General features: G+C 57.4%; 20 protein-coding genes. 7 read left to right on the top strand and 13 right to left on the bottom strand.

The window, feature by feature from the left end:
* Window positions 1-278: 278 nt before the first annotated feature.
* Entirely contained in the window at window positions 279-635 is a 357-nt protein-coding gene (locus ACR0DH_RS04645; RefSeq protein WP_170531935.1) for a hypothetical protein, read from the top strand.
* Between the two features lie 39 nt (window positions 636-674).
* Here ACR0DH_RS04645 and proS read toward each other — a convergent pair whose 3' ends face one another.
* Window positions 675-2,015: a proline--tRNA ligase gene (gene proS / locus ACR0DH_RS04640; protein WP_480547485.1), complete on the bottom strand. Its 1,341-nt coding sequence runs from the start codon at window positions 2,013-2,015 to the stop codon at window positions 675-677.
* A 168-nt stretch (window positions 2,016-2,183) separates the two neighbouring features.
* Here proS and ACR0DH_RS04635 point away from each other — a divergent pair, with 168 nt between their 5' ends.
* The 4 genes from ACR0DH_RS04635 (at window position 2,184) to ACR0DH_RS04620 (ending at window position 7,003) form a co-directional block, all read left to right on the top strand.
* On the top strand, window positions 2,184-3,548 hold the full coding sequence (locus ACR0DH_RS04635) for an FAD-dependent oxidoreductase (RefSeq protein ID WP_480547483.1): 1,365 nt from the start codon (window positions 2,184-2,186) through the stop codon (window positions 3,546-3,548).
* A gap of 94 nt (window positions 3,549-3,642) precedes the next feature.
* Window positions 3,643-4,719, top strand: a complete 1,077-nt coding sequence (locus tag ACR0DH_RS04630; protein ID WP_480547481.1) for an AI-2E family transporter — start codon at window positions 3,643-3,645, stop codon at window positions 4,717-4,719.
* Complete coding sequence (locus tag ACR0DH_RS04625) at window positions 4,720-5,409, top strand: HdaA/DnaA family protein (RefSeq protein WP_480547479.1); 690 nt, start codon at window positions 4,720-4,722, stop codon at window positions 5,407-5,409.
* A 49-nt stretch (window positions 5,410-5,458) separates the two neighbouring features.
* Window positions 5,459-7,003, top strand: a complete 1,545-nt coding sequence (locus ACR0DH_RS04620; protein ID WP_480540482.1) for a Ppx/GppA family phosphatase — start codon at window positions 5,459-5,461, stop codon at window positions 7,001-7,003.
* Between the two features lie 8 nt (window positions 7,004-7,011).
* Here ACR0DH_RS04620 and ACR0DH_RS04615 read toward each other — a convergent pair whose 3' ends face one another.
* From ACR0DH_RS04615 to scpA, 6 genes are all read right to left on the bottom strand, one after another.
* Window positions 7,012-7,386 carry a hypothetical protein gene (locus ACR0DH_RS04615; protein WP_480547478.1) on the bottom strand — a complete coding sequence of 125 codons (375 nt, stop codon included), beginning with the start codon at window positions 7,384-7,386 and terminating at the stop codon, window positions 7,012-7,014.
* A 37-nt stretch (window positions 7,387-7,423) separates the two neighbouring features.
* Complete coding sequence (locus tag ACR0DH_RS04610) at window positions 7,424-8,416, bottom strand: endonuclease/exonuclease/phosphatase family protein (protein ID WP_480547476.1); 993 nt, start codon at window positions 8,414-8,416, stop codon at window positions 7,424-7,426.
* 4 nt (window positions 8,417-8,420) lie between these two features.
* Window positions 8,421-9,101, bottom strand: a complete 681-nt coding sequence (locus ACR0DH_RS04605; protein WP_480547474.1) for a TerB family tellurite resistance protein — start codon at window positions 9,099-9,101, stop codon at window positions 8,421-8,423.
* 45 nt (window positions 9,102-9,146) lie between these two features.
* Window positions 9,147-9,635 carry an N-acetyltransferase family protein gene (locus ACR0DH_RS04600; protein ID WP_480547472.1) on the bottom strand — a complete coding sequence of 163 codons (489 nt, stop codon included), beginning with the start codon at window positions 9,633-9,635 and terminating at the stop codon, window positions 9,147-9,149.
* Window positions 9,632-10,234, bottom strand: a complete 603-nt coding sequence (locus ACR0DH_RS04595) for a VOC family protein (protein WP_480540472.1) — start codon at window positions 10,232-10,234, stop codon at window positions 9,632-9,634. Before ACR0DH_RS04595 ends, ACR0DH_RS04600 begins: the two co-directional genes overlap by 4 nt.
* Window positions 10,235-10,337: 103 nt before the next feature.
* The gene (gene scpA / locus ACR0DH_RS04590; protein WP_480547470.1) at window positions 10,338-12,464 is read right to left on the bottom strand and encodes a methylmalonyl-CoA mutase; all 2,127 of its coding nucleotides are present in this window, start codon (window positions 12,462-12,464) and stop codon (window positions 10,338-10,340) included.
* 168 nt (window positions 12,465-12,632) lie between these two features.
* Between scpA and ACR0DH_RS04585 the strand changes: the two genes are divergently transcribed.
* Entirely contained in the window at window positions 12,633-13,085 is a 453-nt protein-coding gene (locus ACR0DH_RS04585; RefSeq protein ID WP_480547468.1) for a DUF4174 domain-containing protein, read from the top strand.
* Between the two features lie 151 nt (window positions 13,086-13,236).
* Here ACR0DH_RS04585 and ACR0DH_RS04580 read toward each other — a convergent pair whose 3' ends face one another.
* From ACR0DH_RS04580 to ACR0DH_RS04570, 3 genes are all read right to left on the bottom strand, one after another.
* Window positions 13,237-14,097 carry a hypothetical protein gene (locus ACR0DH_RS04580; RefSeq protein ID WP_480547466.1) on the bottom strand — a complete coding sequence of 287 codons (861 nt, stop codon included), beginning with the start codon at window positions 14,095-14,097 and terminating at the stop codon, window positions 13,237-13,239.
* Complete coding sequence (locus tag ACR0DH_RS04575) at window positions 14,097-16,142, bottom strand: acetyl-CoA carboxylase biotin carboxylase subunit (RefSeq protein WP_480547464.1); 2,046 nt, start codon at window positions 16,140-16,142, stop codon at window positions 14,097-14,099. The genes ACR0DH_RS04580 and ACR0DH_RS04575 overlap by 1 nt, the downstream gene beginning before the upstream one ends.
* Window positions 16,143-16,258: 116 nt before the next feature.
* A complete protein-coding gene (locus ACR0DH_RS04570; RefSeq protein WP_170531909.1) occupies window positions 16,259-16,462 on the bottom strand; it encodes a hypothetical protein in 204 nt (67 codons plus the stop codon).
* A 650-nt stretch (window positions 16,463-17,112) separates the two neighbouring features.
* Between ACR0DH_RS04570 and ACR0DH_RS04565 the strand changes: the two genes are divergently transcribed.
* Window positions 17,113-18,270: a DcaP family trimeric outer membrane transporter gene (locus ACR0DH_RS04565; protein WP_480547462.1), complete on the top strand. Its 1,158-nt coding sequence runs from the start codon at window positions 17,113-17,115 to the stop codon at window positions 18,268-18,270.
* A gap of 71 nt (window positions 18,271-18,341) precedes the next feature.
* Here the strand turns inward: ACR0DH_RS04565 and ACR0DH_RS04560 are convergent, their stop codons facing one another.
* From ACR0DH_RS04560 to ACR0DH_RS04550, 3 genes are read right to left on the bottom strand one after another with little or no spacing between them, the layout of a single operon-like run.
* A complete protein-coding gene (locus tag ACR0DH_RS04560) occupies window positions 18,342-18,692 on the bottom strand; it encodes a hypothetical protein (RefSeq protein ID WP_480540460.1) in 351 nt (116 codons plus the stop codon).
* On the bottom strand, window positions 18,686-18,826 hold the full coding sequence (locus ACR0DH_RS04555) for a hypothetical protein (protein ID WP_480547460.1): 141 nt from the start codon (window positions 18,824-18,826) through the stop codon (window positions 18,686-18,688). Before ACR0DH_RS04555 ends, ACR0DH_RS04560 begins: the two co-directional genes overlap by 7 nt.
* 2 nt (window positions 18,827-18,828) lie before the next feature.
* Window positions 18,829-19,314 (bottom strand): DUF6497 family protein, encoded by a 486-nt coding sequence (locus ACR0DH_RS04550; RefSeq protein ID WP_480852343.1) that lies wholly within the window; start codon window positions 19,312-19,314, stop codon window positions 18,829-18,831.
* Window positions 19,315-19,339 lie beyond the last annotated feature (25 nt).

Genomic DNA, 19,339 nt, shown 5'->3' with positions numbered 1-19,339 from the left:
ATGCAAAGCGATCGTCTCAAATGAGCGAATCAACACCGGCATCTGCCTTGGGCGCTCAGATAAAAAGTGTTGTTGGATTCAACAACTACCCTGTCGGTTGTGACGCCCTTCACAGACATCGCCATATTGTTTCAGCTATGAAGTCAATACGGGCATTGCGTGAGTGACTGAACTCAAAATGCCACATATATTAAGCAATATTATTTCGCTTTTTGCTTATTTTTAGAAACTTTGTCACCCTGATTTGGGGGAACACATTTCAGAGCGGGGGTCGCTCAATGAATATTCAAAATACACCAGAAGGGGCGGACCGTATTTTGGTTCGTGCAACAGCAACAGAACTGGATTGTGAAACAGCCGCATTACTGCGGGCTGCGATCCGTCCCATTTTTGCAAAAGCTGTCAGTTGGAACAGTTTGGCAGACCGGTTGAGGGATAAGGGCTATCGCCTCGCCTTCCTCAAGGGTCGCCTTTGCATAACTGACCGCGCAACCGGTCAGCGCGTTTGCGGGATACGGTTCCTGGGCTTTGAGCTGAAGGAACTGGTCAACCGGCTGGGTCGCCCGATCGTCGTCGCACGTGGCAATCAGGCCGACGGAGAGCTGTTGGTCGCCCGCCCGGTCTCAGCGCAGTAAGAACGCCGCGCTGACCTTGGCCTGCGTGTATCGCCCGGGTCAGGCGATACCTTGATAGATTTCCGCGATCTTGGTCACGGCTGCTTCGGGGCTTAATTCTTCGCTTTCACCTGTGCGACGGCAGGTCAAATCAACCACGCCGTTTTTCAGACCACGCGGTCCGACCCTGATGCACCATGGCAAGCCTATCAGGTCCATAGTGGCGAACTTGCCCCCTGCCCGCTCGTTACGGTCATCATAGAGCGGCTCAAGCCCCAAAGCGGTCAGAGCACCATAGAGCTTGTCGCATGCCGCATCCGCTTCGTCGTCACCCTGCTTCAGGTTTACGATACCGCAATGGAACGGGGTCACGCCCTCGGGCCAGATAATGCCTTTATCGTCATGGCTGGCTTCGATGATTGCACCAATCAGACGGCTGACACCGATACCGTGGCTGCCCATATGAACCGGAACCGGCTTGCCATCCGGGCCTTGAACGGTCGCGCCCATGGCTTCCGAGTACTTTGTACCGAAATAGAAGATCTGCCCTACTTCGATCCCGCGCGCCACGCGGCGGCGCTCTTCAGGGATCTGATTGAACAGCGCCTCATCATGCGTTTCGTCGGTGCGCGCATATTTCGAGGTGAACTCCTCCAAAATCGCCTGACATTGCGCACGGTCATCATAATCAATGTCTCGGTCGCCAAAGGTCAGTTCAGTGACGGCGCTGTCATAAAAGACCTCGGATTCGCCTGTGTCAGCCAGGACCAGAAACTCATGTGTATCGTCGCCACCAATGGGGCCGGAATCGGCGCGCATTGGGATGGCCTGCAAGCCCATCCGCTCATAGGTGCGCAGGTAGCTGACCAGATGCCGGTTGTAAGCGTGCAGCGCGTCTTCTTTGGTCAGGTCAAAGTTGTAGCCGTCTTTCATATAGAACTCGCGCCCCCGCATCACGCCGTAACGCGGGCGACGCTCGTCGCGGAACTTCCACTGAATCTGGTAGAGAGTCAGCGGCAGGTCCTTGTAGCTGCTGACATGGCCGCGGAAGATATCGGTCACCAGTTCCTCGGCCGTGGGTGTGTACAGCATGTCGCGGTCATGCCGGTCCTTCATACGCAGCATTTCCTGACCGTAATCATCATACCGCCCGGATTCGCGCCACAGGTCCGCCGATTGCAGGATGGGCATCTGAATGGCGATATGCCCTGCCCGCGCCTGTTCCTCATGCACAATGTTTTCCAGCTTGCGCAACACTTTGAAGCCCAACGGCAACCACGAATAAATCCCGGCGGCAGCCTGTTTGATCATTCCGGCGCGCAGCATCAGCCGGTGACTGACGATCTGAGCCTCAGCAGGGTTTTCCTTGAGAACGGGCAGAAAGTAACGGCTGAGGCGCATGACGTAACCTTTTGGGTGATATTTCAACAAAAAGGTGATTATGCCAAAGCCCCGCCGGGGGCAATCGTACATTGGTGAAATTAAAGCTTAGCCTCAGTTTGTTTTCTGATTGACCGGCCAATTAAGTTTTTCCAAATGTAACGGAATCGTAAACACCAAGAGGCGCCGATGCAGACGATTCAGGAACCCGCCCGTCAGATTCCAGTGGTTCACCAAACCGATGTGTTGGTCGTGGGCTCCGGCCCTGCCGGGCTGGCTGCGGCGCTGGCGGCAGCACGCGCAGGGGCCGAGGTGTCGCTGGTTGACCGGTTCGGCTGTATGGGTGGCAACATCACCGCCGTGGGAGTCGAAGGGTTTGCCTGGTATCGACACGAACAAACGGTCGAAGCCGGCGGTATCGGTATGGAATTCGAAACCCGCGCCAAAGAGATGGGCGCGGCAGTGCCTGAAAGCCAGTCCCTCAGCTATGAGCTGGACAGCGAAGGGTTCAAGCTGGTGGCCGACAAGTTGGTCGAAGAAGCGGGCGTGCATCCGATGCTGCACCGTCAATTCGTCGCTCCGATCATGGATGGCGACCGGATCACCGGGATTATCACTGAATCGAAAGCCGGACGCGAAGCGATCCTGGCCAACGTGGTGATTGATGCCACGGGCGACGCGGATGTTGCTCATCGCGCGGGTGCGCCGACGCACAAGACCCCGCGCGAGGATATGATGGCCGCCTCGGTCATGTTCCATCTGGCGGGCGTCGATAAACGCGCCTTTATGGAAGGCGTGAAGGCCGATCCGCAGACCTACAAGGATTGGGGCGGCGGTGGCGAATGGAATATCGAGACCAGCGGGAAAGAGGACGACATGTTCTCGCCCTTCGTGCACAAACCCTTTCAGCAGGCCATCGATCAGGGGCTGATCCCGCCGCACCTGAATACCATTGCGGGCACCTGGGGCGCAATGCATGACACGGGTGAGCTAACCTATATGAACCTGATCCATCTGGCCGAGGTCGACGGCACCGACCCAGACAGCCTGACGCGGGGCGAGATCGAGGGCCGCCGTCAGTCGATGCTGGCCATCGAAGCGCTACGCCGCTTCATGCCGGGTTGTGAAAATGCAAGGTTGCGAAACTTTGGGATGACCATTGGCATTCGGGACACCCGCAAGATCGACGCGGTCTACAACATGACCGAAGATGATGCGCGCCACCAAGGCAGATTCGAAGATTCCATCGGTATCTACCCCGAATTCATCGACGGCTACGGTATTCTGATCCTGCCCACGACGGGGCGGTACATGCAAATCCCCTATCGCTCAATGCTGCCCAAAGGGTTCAAGGGCCTGCTGGTCGCCGGTCGATCTCATGGGGCCGACAGGGTCGCTCACGCAGCCACCCGCAATATGGCATGCTGCGCCGTTATGGGCCAAGGGGCCGGAATAGCCGCCGCACATGCGCTCAAAAGCAATCGAGAGCTGGATACGCTGGACTTGTCACCGGTTCATAAAGAGCTTGATAGACAAGGAGTTCGGGTCTTCTGACCAGCTCCTCAGCTAGCTCTGACCCATGAAGTCCTTGCATCGATCAGCCCCTTAGGCCAAGAACGTCCTCGTTGGCCAGAACACGAGGACAATCATGGCTTTGCCGGTTAAGGATCAACTCAGATACTGGGGCGTCGCCGCAGCGGTTTTCGTATTGGTTCTTTGGGCATTGGGCGATGTTCTTCTGCCTTTTGTGATAGGCGGCGCGATTGCCTATTTCCTTGATCCAATCGCCGACCGGCTAGAGAAGCTGGGCCTTTCGCGGGTGGCAGCCACAGGCATTATCACAGTCGTAGGTGTGCTTGGGTTCATCCTGGCGATCTTGATGGTTGTTCCTGCTCTTATTGCGCAGCTGCTTGATTTGATCGATATTCTGCCAAGCCTCTTCAAAGAGTTGCGCGGCTTTGTTGAGAAACAGTTCCCGTCCCTGCTCGACCAGGAATCCAGTACTCATCAGATGCTGGTCTCATTCGGGGAGACCCTGAAGTCCAAGACGGGTGATGTGCTGGAAACGTTACTGTCCTCTCTTGGATCGGCGATCAACATCGTGGTCCTGTTGGTCATTGTCCCGGTGGTTGCCGTTTACCTGCTGCTGGACTGGGACCGTATGATCGCCCGGATCGGAGAGCTGCTGCCCCGCGACCATGCCCCGACGATCAAGCGCCTGGCGGGTGAGATTGACGCTGTACTGGCCTCGTTCGTACGCGGTATGGGTACGGTCTGCCTGATCCTAGGTACCTATTACGCGGTCGCCTTAATGATTGCGGGTCTGCAATTTGGTCTGGTCGTGGGCTTCATCGCCGGGCTGGTGACCTTTATTCCTTATCTAGGCGCACTGATCGGTGGCACACTGGCCATCGGGCTGGCCCTGTTCCAGTTCTGGGGCGACTGGGCGCATATCGGCCTGATCGCGGGCATCTTTGCCCTGGGTCAGGTAACCGAAGGCAACTTTTTGACCCCGAAACTAGTTGGCAGTTCGGTTGGGTTGCACCCGGTCTGGCTGCTGTTGGCGCTGTCTGTCTTTGGCGCGCTCTTTGGCTTTGTCGGGATGTTGATTGCCGTTCCGGTCGCCGCCGCCCTGGGTGTAGTGGCCCGGTTTGGCACATCGCTCTACCTCGACAGCAGGCTGTATACCGGCCTCGAAGGGCAACAGGGTCGGGAAGACGACTAAATGGCCCGACAACTGAGCTTTGATCTGCCGGCCAAAACCGCGCTGGAGCGTGATGATTTCTTTGTCTCTCCGGCCAATGCACTGGCCGTGGCCATGATATCTGCGACCTCATGGCCCGGAAACAAACTGGTGCTGAGCGGCCCAGCTGGGTCTGGCAAAACCCATCTTGCGCATGTCTGGGCAGCCGAAACTGGCGGACGCATCATTCAGGCAAACGAGCTGGATTATGACGCAGTGCCGGAACTGGCCCGCACGCCCATCGCGGTCGAGGATGTTCCAGCTATCGCCGATGATATCGAACAGCAAAAGGTGCTGTTTCATCTGCACAATCTGGTTCTGGCCGAAGGGCATGCCCTGCTGATGACCGGACGGCTTGCGCCCAAGCTTTGGCAGCTACCACTCGCCGACCTGCAAAGCCGGGTTGAGGGCGCACATCACGTTGCCCTTGATCCACCCGATGACGCGTTGCTGGGGGCTGTTCTGGCCAAGCTGTTCCTTGACCGTCAGCTTAACCCCGGCCCCGAAGTTATTGCCTATCTGGTGAAACATATGGATCGCCGCTTTGAGACAGCCGCAGACGTTGTCCAACAATTGGATCAAATGGCCCTTGCTGAAAAACGCGAGATCACGCGGGCCTTGGCCGTGCGGATTATAAACGAAAAAACGGATCAGATGAATGCAAGTGATTGACCCACTATCGGTGATTTCGCATTCTAACCCCGGAATATCTGGAAGACACATGGATCAGACCGTCGAAACCGACATCCCGGACTGGGGCCCATTCGGCAAACCTCTGTTCGATGACCCTGGCGCGCGGGCGCTGTCGCGGGTGGGCGTTGTCGATGTGGGCTCGAATTCGGTCCGGATGGTGATTTTTGACGGCGCGGCACGATCGCCGGCCTATTTCTACAATGAAAAAGTCATGTGCGAGCTTGGCGCCGGGTTGTCTGAAACCGGAAAGCTGAACCCGCGCGGGCGCGAAAGGGCTCTGGCCGCGTTGAGGCGGTTCCAGCAACTGGCGCAAGACTTGGACCTGCCGGGCCTGCATGTGGTTGCAACCGCCGCCGTGCGCGAAGCCAAAGACGGGCCGGATTTCTGTGCCGAGGTTCAGGCCCAAACCGGGCTGCATGTCGCTGTGATCGACGGTCAGGAAGAGGCGCGCCTGTCCGCACAGGGCGTACTACTGGGCTGGCCCGGTGCTTATGGCCTGATCTGCGATATCGGCGGATCGTCAATGGAACTGGCCGAAATCGGGGATGGTCAGGTTGGGCGACGGGTGACCTCAGCCCTTGGGCCGCTGAAACTGCGTGACATCAAAGGTGGGCGGCGCGCGCGAAAAGCGCATATCAAGGACACGATGGAGGAGTTGCGCGCTCAGCTTGGTCAGCAGCGGGACCGCTTGTTTCTTGTCGGCGGCAGCTGGCGCGCATTCGCTCGGATCGATATGTTGCGCCGTGGCTACCCGCTGAATGTTCTGCATGAGTACCGCATGACCACCACGCAGGTGCGTGACACGATCAAGTTCATAGAAGCCAATGATCACGACAAACTGCGCAGCCAAGCAGGTGTGTCCAACTCTCGAATGGCGTTGATCCCCTATGCGATGGATGTTCTGGGGCGATTGATTCGCACCTTCAAACCCAAGGACATCGCGATCTCAAGCTACGGCATCCGCGAAGGTTTGTTGTACGAGCAAATGTCGCAAGAGATCCGGGATCGAGACCCTTTGATCGAGGCCAGCCGGTTTTCCGAATCCAAAGATGCCCGCCTGCCTGGTTTTGGGCGGAACCTTTACAGTTTTGTGATGCCATTGTTCAAATCAGCGCCGCCCGCGCGGGTTAGGTTAGTCAAGGCCGCCTGCCTGCTGCATGACGTGAGTTGGCGCGCGCATCCCGATTATCGGGCCGAGGCCTGTTTCGACTACGTCACCCGCGCTAATCTGGGTGGCCTGAAGCACTCCGAACGCGTCTTTATCGGGCTGGCACTGCAACACCGCTATCGCAACAAACGTGAGGGCAATCGATTTGCACCATTGTACGAGTTGCTGGATGAGACTGGGCAGAAACAGGCCGAGATCCTGGGCAAGGCAATGCGGTTCGGTGCGATGCTTTGGATGCACAACGAAGCCAACATCGGCAGACTTAGATTCTATCCTAAGAAGCGCCAGCTTGAACTGTTCCTGCCCAAAGCGGCTGAGCCCTTGTTCAACGAGGTGGCCGAGGCGCGCCTAAACTCGCTGTCAAACGCCCTGAAATCCGAAGTGCGCGTGATCATCAAAGGTTAGGCCGCCGATCAGATATCGGTGCCTTTGTCTGGTGCCTGATCTTCAGGCTTGGGGGCGGCCTCATCATCAGGCACAGGTTTTTTGCGAATGATGATATCGCCATTTGGAAGGATTTCGGGTGCTTCATAAGCACTCCAATCCTTAATCTCGGCTGCAAGTTCGGCCAATGCAGGGCCCATTTCCTGAAGGAAAGATTGCATTGCCGGGCCAAGCGCGTCTGCCATACCCAAAAGCTCATCCAGCGCGGGCTCCATCTCTCGACGCAGTCCTTCAAAGAACAGTTCGGCCCCCTGCTCCATCAGGGATTTGCTGTCATCTTCCTGCGCAAAGGCAGGAGTGCTGAGGTTGGCAGACAAGGCCGCGATGATCAGAAGGCGTTTCATATTGGGAATATAGGCCCTCAAAGGGTCTCAGGGAAGATCACAACTCGATATCCAGCGTGACCGGGAAGTGATCCGAGGCTGTCAGCAGCGCCTCGCGTAGTTCAACAGATGTCCAGCAGGTCGCATCTCGAAACGGGTGCCAGATGCGCCAGGCGGGTTGGCGATCACGCAGGTCTTCGCTGATCATGACATAGTCCAGCAAAGCCTCAAGAAACTTGCCCTCTTTTGGGCGGGCGAACCGGGCCGTGGAAGGGACAGACCCCGGTCGGGGTCCATGCGCCGTAACGGCATGGGGGTCAAACAATCCGGCCTGCAGCAAGATTTCAACCGATGAATGCCCGAACAGATGCTCGAACTCATCCAAACCCGGACCATCATTGAGATCGCCCAGAAGCACAACAGGTTCTTGTGCCTCGACATGGTCGGCCACCCGCCGTGACAGCCAGATTGCCTGCGCAAGTTGCTTGCGCCGGTTGGCGATTGAAATCCGGATCGCCTCATCGCGGGATTCTGCACCATGCGGGGCTTTGGATTTGAGATGAGCGCCGATCATGCGGAACTCAAAACCGGAGTTTGACTGAACCAGCAACTCCAGCGGGGGTTTCGAGAAGCGCACCACATCTTCAGTCGCATCCACATCCAAATCGATCTGAAAGGAACGATCGAACCGCGGCGCATTCGCATCGTCGCGCGGCGCATGTTGGGCCGTTAACACTTCGGGATCATAGAGCAGGGCGAGTTCCTGATGCGTGTCGTTGGCAAAACCCATAACCGCGCGCTGCGTTCGCAGATCAAATGCCTCGGCAAAGCCTTGCAATGCCCGCACTGTGTTCTGGCGCTTACCGGTATTGGGCGCTTCGACGATCAGGATGGCGTCCGCATCCAGCGCGGTCAGAACCTTGGCAATCGCCTCAACCTGCTGGGCCTTTGTCACCTCATGACGGCCCGACCAGCTGTCATCCATGATCAGCGCATCGTTTTTATCAAACAAGTTGGCGAACCATTCGATGTTGTAGGTCGCCAAACGCATCCACTCAGGCCCGCGCGCCGTTGATGTCATCCCAGGCTTGGTTGATGTCGATCATCTTCTTTTCGGCAAGGCGGATTGCCTCTTCCGGGACACCGCGTGCCATCATTGCGTCGGGATGGGTATCGCGCACCAGTTGACGCCACACTTTGCGAATCTCAGACACCGGCATGTTGCGCGAAACGCCCAGAACCACATAAGGATCATTGGGCGCATCCGGCACGAAGCGCGCGCGCAAGGCCAGGAATTGAGCATCTGTCTGTCCGAAGATGCGACTGACGTCCTCAAGGAATTCATTCTCGTTGGGGTGATAGAACCCATCGGCCATGGCGATGTGGAACAAACCCTCCATCAGGTCACAAAGCGTGGTGCTGTCTTCGGAAAACATGCGCGCGATCTTGCGGGCATAGTCCTGATAGCCAGCAACATCCGTCCGCGCCATGTTGAAGACCCGCGCCGCGCCTTCTTCATCCGCACGTGCGATCTGGAACACATCCCGAAAGGCCGTGACCTCATCGCGCGTCACCTGGCCGTCGGCCTTAGCCATTTTGGCCCCCAACGCGATTACGGCAATGGTGAAGGCCACCGAACGTTCGGGTGGCGAACGCAGCTGCTCAAAAACCGCCGTAAGGCTTTCGCCTTGGGCAAGGGCGCTTAGCGCATCGGATATGCGGGTCCAGATCGACATGGGCGTACCCTAGCGTCCCAATTCGGGACTGTCAGGTGGAACAGGTCACTCTGCACGAAGAATTTTCTGCATCAGCACAAGATCGAGCCATTGGCCCCATTTGAACCCGACTTCCGGCATAAGGCCGACCCTTTGGAACCCGATCGCATCGTGAAACGCGATAGCCGGGGGGTTGGCAGAGGATATGCCAGCCACAAGAACATGAACCCCGTCTGCGCGTGCCACAGCTTCCAGTTCGGTCATCAAGGCCCGACCAGTACCCTTGCCCCGCGCCCCTTCAGCCAACTGGATTGAGTGTTCCCGCGTGTTGGCGTATCCCGGTCCGCTGCGAAACATCCCATATGTCGCAAAACCAAGCACCATACCCTGATCTTCTGCTACCAGATATGAGGGACCACGGACGCGAATATCTTTGGCAATCGCTTCTGTGCTGCGTTCCTCGGTGGTGAACGTCACCAACGTATCCCGAATGATGGAATTCGTAATCGCGGCGATCAGAGCAGCATCATCCGGGCGGGCCTGCCGAACCGTCATTCCAGCACGCGCACCCCATTTGGCGTTTCGAACTCTGCCCGCATCGAGGCCGGACCGGTGTCGAACACAACCAGATCAAGTTCTCCCAAATGCTGGGCCAGTTCCAGTGCCTCCGGGTGATACACGATCAGCCGCCGCAAACTGCACCCGCTGTCCTGCAACATCTGCGCAGGGTGCAAATCGCCCTGCCATTGGATCAACGCGGGAAACAGATTGTCGAAGGGCAAGCGTCCGTTGGGCGGCACCGCCATGCGCCAGGTCAAAGCCCCCCGGGTCAGATCAATTGGGGTGCCAGTGCCATCAGGAAACGTTGCAAGTGCGGCTTCAATATCTGGAACGCTGCAAATCCAATTGGTCAGACGCGGTTCTCCTGAAAACCGATCCAGATCAAACCAACGGGTCCGCTGAGGTACAGCTGCGTCAGGATCAATAGCAATCGCTTCCAGATACAGACCATCCCTGAGGCCTAGAAGACGATTATAAGTGCCAAATTTTTCGTGCTTTCCACCGGGTTGAAGCGAGATACCCAACGCCTGTTCGATATGGGCCGATGCCGCCTCCAGCGTTTCGCCCGCAACCGCCAAGTGATCGAGTAACATCCGCACCTCCCTAAGAAAACGACCAGATCCATAGATCTGGTCGCATGTTTCACCCAAGCGTTACCGTGCACAAGATTTTTCGTCGAAAATCCTGTGCTTGAAACTAGCTGCGCGCTTCTTTGATCAGTCGCAGGATATCCTGCGCAGCCTCAGGTATATTTGTTCCGGGCCCAAAGATCGCCTTGACGCCGTGATCATAGAGGAACTGATAGTCCTGTTGCGGAATCACCCCGCCGCAAATCACGATGATGTCCTCGGCCCCAGCTTTCTTGAGTTCCTCGACCAATTGAGGGGCAAGCGTCTTGTGACCCGCTGCCTGCGAGGAAATTCCAACCACGTGGACGTCATTGTCCACCGCATCTTGCGCGGCTTCGGCCGGTGTCTGGAACAATGGGCCAACGTCCACATCAAACCCGATGTCGGCAAAAGCCGTCGCGATCACTTTGGCACCACGATCATGTCCATCCTGCCCCATCTTGACCACCAGCAACCGAGGGCGACGGCCTTCGGCCTCGGCGAATTCCTCGATGGATTTCTGGATCGCAGCAAAGCCTTCGTCGCCTTCATAGGCTGCGCCATAGACCCCGGCCAATGTCTTAACCTCGGCGCGGTGACGGCCGAATTCCTTTTCCATTGCCATGCTGATCTCTCCTACGGATGCGCGGGCGCGGGCGGCCTCGACGGCGGCGGCCAGCAGGTTGCCGCCTTCTTTGGCGGTGTTGGTCAGGGCGCCCAGCGCCGCTTGGCAGGCGGCCTCGTCTCGAGTGGCGCGGATGCGTTCCAGACGGGCGACCTGTGCTTCGCGCACCGCCACGTTGTCGACGTCCAGAATGTCGATCGGGTCTTCCTGTTCCTTGCGGTATTTGTTGACACCGACGATGACTTCTTCACCCCGGTCGATCATGGCCTGACGGCGCGCTGCGCTTTCCTCGATCCGCAGCTTGGGCATGCCGCTGGCGACGGCCTTGGTCATGCCGCCCATCTCTTCGACCTCTTCCATCAGAGCCCAGGCCTTTTCGACCAGCTCGTTGGTCAGGCTTTCAACATAGTAGGAGCCGGCCAGCGGATCGACCACATCGGTCACACCAGTTTCCTCCTGCAGCACCAGCTGGGTGTTCCGGGCAATGCGGGCCGAGAAATCGGTGGGCAGGGCAATCGCCTCATCCAAGGCATTGGTATGCAGGGACTGGGTGCCGCCCAGAACCGCGCTCATCGCCTCATAGGCGGTGCGGATCACGTTGTTATAGGGGTCCTGTTCCTGCAGCGACACGCCCGAAGTCTGGCAATGGGTCCGCAGCATCTTGGAGCGCTCAGACTTCGCGCCGAAATCGGTCATCACCCGGTGCCACAATGTACGGGCCGCACGCAACTTGGCGATCTCCATGAAGAAGTTCATGCCGATGGCAAAGAAGAAGGACAAACGCCCCGCGAACTTATCCACATCCATTCCGGCCTCGGTCGCGGCCCGGACATATTCACGCCCATCCGCCAGCGTATAGGCCAGTTCCTGTACCAGGTTCGCCCCCGCCTCTTGCATGTGATAGCCCGAGATCGAGATAGAGTTGAACTTGGGCATCTCGTTTGAGGTATATTCGATGATGTCCGAGATGATCTTCATCGACGGCTCAGGCGGGTAGATATAGGTGTTCCGCACCATGAATTCCTTCAGAATGTCATTCTGAATGGTGCCGGACAAGACGGATTTGTCATGCCCCTGCTCTTCGCCAGCAACAATAAAGCTGGCCAGGATCGGGATCACCGCCCCGTTCATCGTCATCGAGACCGAGACCTTGTCGAGCGGAATGCCGTCAAACAGGATCTTCATATCCTCGACCGAGTCGATGGCGACACCAGCCTTGCCCACATCGCCCACGACACGCGGATGGTCACTGTCATAACCCCGGTGCGTCGCCAGATCGAAAGCCACAGAAACCCCCTGCTGACCGGCGGCCAGATTGCGGCGATAGAAAGCGTTCGATTCCTCAGCCGTGGAAAACCCGGCATACTGGCGGATCGTCCACGGCCGCCCCGCATACATGGTCGCCTTCACGCCGCGCGTGAACGGGCCAAAACCGGGTAGCGAGCCCATATGCGGCAGGTTGGCGGTGTCTTCTTGCGTATAGAGCGGTTTGACGTCGATGCCTTCCAGCGTCTCTTTGGTCAGGTCATCCAGCGGGCGACCACGCAGTTCTTTTTCGGCCAGCGCCTGCCAGTCTTTCTTATCGGTCATGGCAATATCCTTTTCTCGATTCGGGACGCGCCCGGCCTTGGCCTGCGCGCTGTTGCCTCTGAAGGGGTCGATTTGCGAGCTGTAAAACAAAAGAATTTGAACCCCTTGTACAAATCACCGGTCGCATTCACGCGGACAGGGGCTATATTCATTCCAGCAGGAGGCCCCATGACACGAACGCTTGCCTTTGTTTTTTCGGCGCTATTCCCGCTGGCGGCTTTGGCGGCCGACGGATCGGCACCCGCCGATGAGGAGTTCGTTCGCCCGGTCGGCGACAGCGATCTCAGCGAATTTCTGTGGGTCAACCGGCCCGTCATCGTCTTCGCGGACACACCCGCCGACCCCCGGTTCCAGCAACAGATCGACATGTTGCTGGATGGTGAGGACGCGATGCGGGATCGGGATGTAATTGTGCTGACAGATACTGATCCGTCGGCGCGATCTCCGATCCGGTCAAAGCTACGCCCGCGCGGGTTCCAGATGGTATTCGTTGATAAGGACGGCGTGGTGAAACTGCGTAAACCCAGCCCGTGGAGCGTTCGCGAGATTGGCCGATCCATCGACAAAACCCCGCTACGTGAACGCGAAATCCGCGAGCGACGTGATGCGGCGAAACCGTAATTGAAATATTCACCAATAGATATTATGTTGATGGCATAGAAGGTGAGGAAAAGATCATGCTTTATAGCAGTGACCAACCAGAAAAATCTCCGGAAAAGCCGATCAGCGGCGATATCTGATCGGCTGCTAGCCCCTATTTTACACAATAGGGTCAAGGGTTTACATCCTCATTCTCGCCAGAGCGATTGATTCCCTCGGGATTTTCGTGCCCCATCTCAATATTTATTGCAACCAACGCGCTCAGCCCCCAGCGTAGCGTGCTTGTTCTGCGGTTCGTCAGTTGTTGATGAAACGCTACCCGGCGTTCACGAGACAGTTTCTGCGTCTGTTCATTCCGGGAATCCTCTACCATGCGACGCAAATCGGTGTATTCGGCGTAAAAGCGGACAACACTTGCAACAGTATCTTCGCCAAGCGCTGGTATAGACGACGAAATCGCCTCGAACACGATGGGTTCGCTTTCCATGGTTGAAAACGGAAAATACTCGATCGGATTACCGTTCGCATCCGTGCCGTCACCACTCAGAATGCGTTTCTGGACCTTTTCCGCATGTGCCGCGATGGGCTGGTTGTCAAGTTTATCCACCAACGCAAAAATCTCATTTCGCAAAGCAATCAGCGTATCCCTACGCTGAAGATGGAATTTCTGCGCTTCGGCATAGGATGAGAATAGAAATGTGACGAACCACCCCAGAACGATAACCGAACCCGTCACCAAAGCCGGGTAAACCTTGTCCCTTGCGGCGTCCGGTACGTATTCCCAGACGACTATTCCCCCAATCACACCCAGCAGAAGAAACGGGGGCAAAACCACGAGAATCCGAAGGAAACTGCGGCGCAGAAGCGGCGGAATGGCCCAGCTGTAAAACCCGAGCACCAAAGCAGACCCGATCAGGATCAGGGTCAAATCTCCGATTTCATGTCTCAGATAGGCCAAAACCACACCGCCAAGCATTGCAGAGGTCAGAAAAGCGAGCACGCAAAAGTCTATTTCGCGATGCCCGCTGAACATCACTCGAATTCCATGATCACATCATCCACAGCCAAACTGTCACCGGCACCCGCGTTGATCTTGGAAACGGTGCCTTTCTTCTCGGCGCGCAGGATGTTTTCCATCTTCATCGCCTCAATCGTGCACAGCGCCTGACCTTCCTGCACCTCCTGCCCCACTTCGACATCAACTTTCACGACCAGACCAGGCATCGGGCAAAGCAGCATTTTCGAGGTGTCGGGTGGCAGTTTCTCGGGCATCAGCTTGGCCAGTTCGGCCTGACGCGGACGGCGCACCAGAACTTTCAGGTCCGCGCCACGGTTGCGCACCCTGAACCCGCCTGAAACCTTACCCACCTTCAGAACAAGTGGACTGCCATCAACATCCAGTACGGCCAGTTGATCACCCGGCGTCCAATCCGAGGAAACGCGGAGGCTTGATCCATCCTCGAATTTCACCGTCGCGCCTTCTTTGTCGGCATTGACCTGAACCGGAAGCTCATGCCCCTCCACAGCCACAACCCAGCGCTTACCAACCTTGCGTTCGTGATTGTCCATCCGGCCCGACACGCGCGTGCGCCTGATCTCGGCGACGCGGTGCATCGCAGCACAAGAGGCCGCAATCCGGCGCAGATCACCTTCGGGCAAGGTGACACCTTCGAACCCATCCGGATATTCTTCGGCGATGAAGGCGGTCGTCATTTCACCGCTGACGAATTTGGGGTGATCCATCACTGCCGACAGGAATGGCAGATTGTGCCCAATGCCCTCAACCTCGAAACTGTCCAGCGCAACGCGCATCGCCTCAATCGCCGCCTCGCGGGTCGGGGCCCAGGTACACAGCTTGGCGATCATCGGATCGTAATACATACTGATCTCGCCGCCTTCATAGACGCCGGTGTCGTTGCGCACAGCGGCCTCACCTTCCGGCGCATCGCCCTGCCATTTACCGTTGACCAGCATCGGGCCGGCGGCAATTTCCTGCGGCGGGCGATAGCGGGTCAGACGCCCGATTGAGGGCAGGAAGTTGCGATATGGGTCTTCCGCATACAGACGGTTTTCAATGGCCCATCCGGTCAGCGTCACGTCGTCCTGCGTAATCGACAGGGGCTCACCATTGGCCACGCGGATCATCTGTTCAACCAGATCGACGCCGGTGATCAACTCGGTCACCGGGTGTTCCACTTGCAGGCGGGTGTTCATTTCGAGGAAGTAGAAGTTCTTCTGACCGTCAACGATAAACTCTACCGTACCCGCACTGGAATACCCTACGGCCTTGGCCAAGGCGACGGCCTGTTCGCCCATTGCCTTACGGGTCGCTTCATCCAGGAAGGGCGACGGCGCTTCCTCCACCACTTTCTGGTTCCGGCGCTGGATCGAACATTCACGCTCGCCCAGATAAATGCCGTTGCCGTGGCTATCGCACAGAACCTGAATTTCGATGTGGCGCGGCTGGGTCACGAATTTCTCGATGAAAATCCGGTCATCACCAAACGAGTTCGCAGCCTCATTCTTGGATGATTGGAAGCCTTCGCGCGCCTCCTCGTCATTCCACGCGATCCGCATACCCTTGCCGCCGCCCCCGGCGCTGGCTTTGATCATTACCGGATAGCCGATCTCGTTCGAAATCTTGACCGCCTCTTCCGCGTCTTCGATCAGGCCCATGTAGCCGGGCACAGTCGAAACGCCCGCCTCCTGCGCGATCTTTTTCGAGGTGATCTTGTCCCCCATCGCCTCAATCGCGCCTTTCGGCGGGCCGACAAAGGCGACGCCCTCGGCTTCAAGCGCCTCGGCAAACTTCGCGTTTTCAGACAGGAAGCCATAGCCGGGATGAACCGCTTGTGCGCCGCTTTGACGGATGGCGTCCATGACCTTGTCGATCACGATGTAGGACTGGTTCGCTGGCGGCGGACCGATATGCACCGCCTCATCCGCCATCGAGACATGCAGCGCATTCCTGTCCGCGTCCGAATAAATGGCAACGGTGCCGATACCCATCTTGCGGGCGGTCTTGATGACCCGGCAGGCAATTTCGCCTCGGTTGGCGATCAGGATCTTATTGAACATGCGATGTCCTTTGGTTTGGTGTTCTGGAAACGCAAAACGCCGCCGCAGGGAGAGATCCCCGCAACGGCGTGATACGCGATGACGGATGGGGCGACACACGCCCCAAGGAATTTGCGTTAGTTACAGTTGTTCTGGGTTTTGCAGTAAAGGACGTTACCCGCGGCACCAACGGCTGCCCCAAACAGCGGGTCCGCGCTGAGGACCGCAGCCCCGACCGCGCCGGCGCCGCCACCCAGCAAAGCCTGTTCGCCGGTCGTGTCACCGCAGGCCGACAGGCCCGCGCAAGTTGCTGCAACCAGAATAATACGTGAGATTTGCATTTAGTCTGCCCTCTTGCTCGATTTGATATCTTTGAGGTCAGATGCGGGGTTTGCGCTCTGTTATTCAATATCAAACACAGCAAATCCACATTTTGCGCAGATTTATGCCGCTTGATAGCTGCAGGATGCTCAAAGAAAAACGCGGACAGGACATTGTGGGGAACACAAGCCTGCCCGCGGAAGGAAGGGGTACGGAATAGTAGGTGCATGTGCGGCGCAGGCAAAGTAGAGCCGCACGGCCCGCTCAGGTTGCACGCCACAATCCAAGCGGCAAACAAAGTATTGTTTCCCGAGAAGATTCCGGCTGGAATCTGCCCATGCGGCAAGTTTCCGCGCAAAATTGCGCCGATCGCCTTTTGCGGCGATTCAGGCCTGCGCCCGAGGCCCGGCGTCACAGTTTTGTTACATTTCAGCTTCCGTGCCAGCCGTTTCGCAGGCGCAGCATCACATATTGAAGAAATCGGTCTGGATGGAAACATGTTCACATTCATACGCTTGGCAGAACGTCTCACTCCATCGTGACCCGACGCGTCCGAAAACGCACATTCCCTTGAGAAATCTAGGCTTTTCTGTCCCGATCTCGTGATTTCCGAAGCCACAAAGCGCGTGGAACGGTGCAAGTGCTTACTCGCACACAAGGAAACACCCACATGACTACGATAGGAAAAAAGGCGACCCTGCTTGTGGCCTCTGCACTCTGTTTGACCGGCACGAATGCTGTGGCTGAGGACGCCCAGACACAGGCCGAACTGGATGCGCTGCGCGCCAGAGTCGAAGCGCTTGAGGCCGACCGCGCGGGCCCTGCGAATGGTGATTTCAGAATCGGGAACACCACCCTCGACGTCTACGGCTACGTCAAAGCCGATTTCTTCTATGATTTCGAATTTGATCAGGGGGATACCGCTTTTGTGAACGTCATCGGTGAGCCATCGGCTGCAACTGATGGAACCTTTGGCGCGACGATCCGCCAATCGCGGATCGGGTTGCGCACAAGCACTCCAAGCGGCATCGGTGAGATCGGCGGACAGTTGGAGTTGGATCTGTTTGCGTCTAACGGCACAGCAGAGCTGCGGTTGCGTCATGCCAATATTACCGTTGGTGACAGTTGGCTGATCGGGCAGTACTGGACCAATTTCCAGCCGTTGGACACTTATCCGACCTCGGTTGAATTCAACGGTCCGGTCGGTATCGCATTCGCCCGAGTACCGCAGGTCCGCTACACGGCCAATCTGGGTTCGAATACCGTGTTCAGCACCTCGATCGAAGAAAATGTCAGTGGGTCGAACTCGGACGACCCGGTTCTTACCGCTGCGGCCGAGTATAACAACGGTACATATATTGCGCGTGCTTCGGCGCTCTATGGCAACGCCCAAACAAGCGACGGTGCGACCGAGGTCGATCAGTGGGGCGTTACTCTGTCTGGCTCGATCCGGCCTTGGGCGGGCGGCCTGTTTCAGGTCAACTATGTCCACGGTCAGGCACTTGGCCCATACCTGATTGGCCTGGGCGATGCGATTGTCGAGGGTGAAGCCAACGATGTCGATGGCTACACGGTCGAGTTCCGCCAGGACTTGAGTGACAAATGGAACGTTGGCATCGCCTACGGACGCGAGGACTATGATCTGGCCACATCGACCGGAACACTGGAGTTCACCGAGTTGGAGACCATCCATGTCAACGCCTTCTACAAGGCGACCGACAACCTGACCCTTAGCGCCGAATACATCTATGGCGAGCGGAACGACGTGAACTCGGGGCAAGACTTCGATGGCAATCGGATACAGGTCGCCGCCCAGTTGAACTTCTGACGCGCCCATCCGACCCTGCCCGACATCGGGCGGGGTCTCTCTTGCTATGGGCTGTGTCAGGTTCAACATGATCAACCTGTGCCGAACAAATCAGGGAACGACGCACGCGCGGCGTCCAGATCAATTACCAGCAACGCATCATAGCTTTCCGGATCGAACGGATCTTCAGCTGGGATGACTTCGCGCCCGAACAGCCAACTCAGCCGGCCCGCATCAAGGTTACCGCGTTCAAACGGCTGATCGCCAAAAGCCTGCCATAGCGCTTCCATAAACCCCGCATCGGCCCTGCGGTCAGCTGGTTTGCGATCCCGAAACCGTTCGCGGCGGGTGATCGGGGTTACGCCCTTAGGGTTGGCGCGGCGAATGGTGAATTGAAAATCGGTGCCAGCCAGACGCCCGGGAAATCCGCGATGTTTCAGCATGTCGGCACCTCTGACATGACGTCGTGTTTGAAACCGGGAAATTCACATCCGTTTCGGGATGAGGTCATAGTGCGCACCTCCAAAGCCGCATCATTGGTCTGAGACGCTGTGAGCGCATGAAATTCGGTGATCATGGTCAAAGCCCCTCCCAGATACACCCGGACGGTTCCAACCGATAGGCTTCAAAGAACTGTGTGGCATCCGGCGCACTGTCGCCGAATTCGATAGGCCGGTCCGCCAGCGAGATGATCACAAGCGCCGGGTCCAATTCATGCTGGGCGACATAAGCAATGGCCAGGGTCTGGCACAAATGCGTCATGTCTTTTGAGGCCACATCATAGCCGATCCGACCCACGGTTGCTCCGATCTTTGGGGCAATGAACCGAAACCGAACCCAAAGCTCACCCGGATTATTGTCCAACAGAACATTGTTCAGATGCACGGGCTGGCCAGATGGAACAGGCAGGGGAATGTCCGATTGTGGGAAAGCCGGGGTCGCAAACAGGCTGGCCAGCAAAACTTTGGCGCGGCCCCGGACCCGCCAATGGCAAGCTCCTCCTTCCGGGGTCGCGCGCGCAGTGCTTGTGGCCTGCGCAGTTCTATGATTGCTGGGGAGGATCATTCAACTATTTAGCAGATTTTGTCAA

Source organism: Ruegeria sp. I1 (assembly GCF_056532675.1).
This window is presented reverse-complemented; position numbering and strand designations above follow the sequence as displayed.

What these genes read in the sequence shown, in the direction of transcription:
- ACR0DH_RS04570 (WP_170531909.1), bottom strand. Translation starts at nt 16,462, where the DNA reads ATGCAAATCTCACGTATTATTCTGGTTGCAGCAACTTGCGCGGGCCTG.
- ACR0DH_RS04600 (WP_480547472.1), bottom strand. Translation starts at nt 9,635, where the DNA reads ATGACGGTTCGGCAGGCCCGCCCGGATGATGCTGCTCTGATCGCCGCG.
- ACR0DH_RS04615 (WP_480547478.1), bottom strand. Translation starts at nt 7,386, where the DNA reads ATGAAACGCCTTCTGATCATCGCGGCCTTGTCTGCCAACCTCAGCACT.
- ACR0DH_RS04555 (WP_480547460.1), bottom strand. Translation starts at nt 18,826, where the DNA reads ATGATCACCGAATTTCATGCGCTCACAGCGTCTCAGACCAATGATGCG.
- ACR0DH_RS04645 (WP_170531935.1), top strand. Translation starts at nt 279, where the DNA reads ATGAATATTCAAAATACACCAGAAGGGGCGGACCGTATTTTGGTTCGT.
- ACR0DH_RS04560 (WP_480540460.1), bottom strand. Translation starts at nt 18,692, where the DNA reads ATGCTGAAACATCGCGGATTTCCCGGGCGTCTGGCTGGCACCGATTTT.
- ACR0DH_RS04580 (WP_480547466.1), bottom strand. Translation starts at nt 14,097, where the DNA reads ATGTTCAGCGGGCATCGCGAAATAGACTTTTGCGTGCTCGCTTTTCTG.
- scpA (WP_480547470.1), bottom strand. Translation starts at nt 12,464, where the DNA reads ATGACCGATAAGAAAGACTGGCAGGCGCTGGCCGAAAAAGAACTGCGT.
- ACR0DH_RS04625 (WP_480547479.1), top strand. Translation starts at nt 4,720, where the DNA reads ATGGCCCGACAACTGAGCTTTGATCTGCCGGCCAAAACCGCGCTGGAG.
- ACR0DH_RS04565 (WP_480547462.1), top strand. Translation starts at nt 17,113, where the DNA reads ATGACTACGATAGGAAAAAAGGCGACCCTGCTTGTGGCCTCTGCACTC.
- ACR0DH_RS04585 (WP_480547468.1), top strand. Translation starts at nt 12,633, where the DNA reads ATGACACGAACGCTTGCCTTTGTTTTTTCGGCGCTATTCCCGCTGGCG.
- proS (WP_480547485.1), bottom strand. Translation starts at nt 2,015, where the DNA reads ATGCGCCTCAGCCGTTACTTTCTGCCCGTTCTCAAGGAAAACCCTGCT.
- ACR0DH_RS04575 (WP_480547464.1), bottom strand. Translation starts at nt 16,142, where the DNA reads ATGTTCAATAAGATCCTGATCGCCAACCGAGGCGAAATTGCCTGCCGG.
- ACR0DH_RS04605 (WP_480547474.1), bottom strand. Translation starts at nt 9,101, where the DNA reads ATGTCGATCTGGACCCGCATATCCGATGCGCTAAGCGCCCTTGCCCAA.
- ACR0DH_RS04595 (WP_480540472.1), bottom strand. Translation starts at nt 10,234, where the DNA reads ATGTTACTCGATCACTTGGCGGTTGCGGGCGAAACGCTGGAGGCGGCA.
- ACR0DH_RS04610 (WP_480547476.1), bottom strand. Translation starts at nt 8,416, where the DNA reads ATGCGTTTGGCGACCTACAACATCGAATGGTTCGCCAACTTGTTTGAT.
- ACR0DH_RS04620 (WP_480540482.1), top strand. Translation starts at nt 5,459, where the DNA reads ATGGATCAGACCGTCGAAACCGACATCCCGGACTGGGGCCCATTCGGC.
- ACR0DH_RS04635 (WP_480547483.1), top strand. Translation starts at nt 2,184, where the DNA reads ATGCAGACGATTCAGGAACCCGCCCGTCAGATTCCAGTGGTTCACCAA.
- ACR0DH_RS04630 (WP_480547481.1), top strand. Translation starts at nt 3,643, where the DNA reads ATGGCTTTGCCGGTTAAGGATCAACTCAGATACTGGGGCGTCGCCGCA.
- ACR0DH_RS04550 (WP_480852343.1), bottom strand. Translation starts at nt 19,314, where the DNA reads ATGATCCTCCCCAGCAATCATAGAACTGCGCAGGCCACAAGCACTGCG.